At 53.4% G+C, this 1,252-nt stretch carries 2 protein-coding genes and 1 riboswitch; both genes read left to right on the top strand.

Annotation, left to right across the window (positions count from 1 at the left end):
• On the top strand, nt 1–643 hold a 643-nt coding region (locus AC2VLY_RS01530; RefSeq protein ID WP_486921662.1), incomplete at its 5' end, for a phosphomethylpyrimidine synthase ThiC.
• Nucleotides 644–888: 245 nt separating this feature from the next.
• Nucleotides 889–952, top strand: a riboswitch (Fluoride riboswitch).
• 52 nt (nt 953–1,004) lie between these two features.
• On the top strand, nt 1,005–1,252 hold a 248-nt coding region (locus tag AC2VLY_RS01525), incomplete at its 3' end, for an NADH-quinone oxidoreductase subunit H (protein ID WP_486921661.1).

The following is a 1,252-nucleotide window of genomic DNA, read 5'->3' as shown; positions in this document are numbered from 1 at the left end:
GATTGCCTGGAAGCATGACGTGCAGGTGATGATTGAAGGTCCCGGCCATGTGCCCATGCAGATGATTCGCGCCAATATGGACGAAGAGTTGCAGCACTGTTTTGAAGCCCCGTTTTATACTTTGGGACCCTTGACCACAGATATTGCTCCAGGCTATGACCATATCACCAGTGCCATCGGTGCAGCACAGATCGGCTGGTATGGTACTGCCATGCTCTGCTATGTGACCCCCAAGGAACATCTGGGCTTACCCGATAAAAATGATGTTCGGGAAGGGGCTATTACCTACAAGATTGCTGCCCATGCTGCGGATCTGGCCAAGGGCCATCCGGGTGCCCAGGTGCGGGATAATGCCTTGTCCAAGGCGCGCTTTGAATTTCGCTGGGAAGATCAGTTTCACCTGGGTCTGGACCCGGAAAAAGCCCGGGAATATCACGATGAAACCCTTCCCCAGGAAGGGGCCAAGGCCGCGCATTTCTGTTCCATGTGTGGACCGCATTTCTGCTCCATGAAAATTTCCCAGGATTTGCAGGAATACGCCCAGAATCAAGGCGCAGAAGATCTGGAGGCGGCGCGCGCCCGGGGCTTGCAGGAAAAAGCCGAGGACTTCCGGCGTTTAGGTAAAAACATTTATTTGCGTTGAGTTCTAAAAAGGGCAGTTGCCATAGGTACTTTGCAGCGACTTTTGGCCTGCGCCGTTGTTGTTCTTGGCGAAATCCTGCGCCCGTCAGGAGAGCTGTTTGAGCCCGCAGGGCGAGTTCTCTCCTGACAGCAGGATGAGCCTTGGAACAACAGGCGAGGAACAACGGAGCAAAAAGCACCCACGGCAACTGCCGTTTTTAGGATAAAACGCTCTTGACCCGATTTCAGTCTCTGCTTATCATCAACACAAATTATGGCGATGGATTCCGCCCAATAACCGCCTTTATAGGCTAATGACTCCTACTGATCCCGACTGAAAAGTCGGGTCTTTAGGTCATAAGTCAAACTTATAAGGGGAAGGTATGCTCGACGACACCGTCCTGCAGTGTGGGCAGGTTCTCACCGTGATGTTTCTGGCACCACTGCTGCATGGCTTCATCACCACCGTGGAGGAGCGTGTCCAGCGCGGCCAGGGACCTTCCATTTTCCAGCCCTATCGCGATCTCTGGAAATTGTTCAACAAGTCGTTGCTGGTACCCGAATCTGCCACCTGGGTTTTCTTCTGGGCACCCGTAGTTGCGTTCACCGCCATGCTCATCGTGCCGATGCT

It is taken from the genome of Acidithiobacillus sp. TH-A36 (assembly GCF_057473445.1).
The sequence above is the reverse complement of the archived record's forward strand: the minus strand, read 5'-3'. Positions and strand labels throughout refer to the sequence as shown.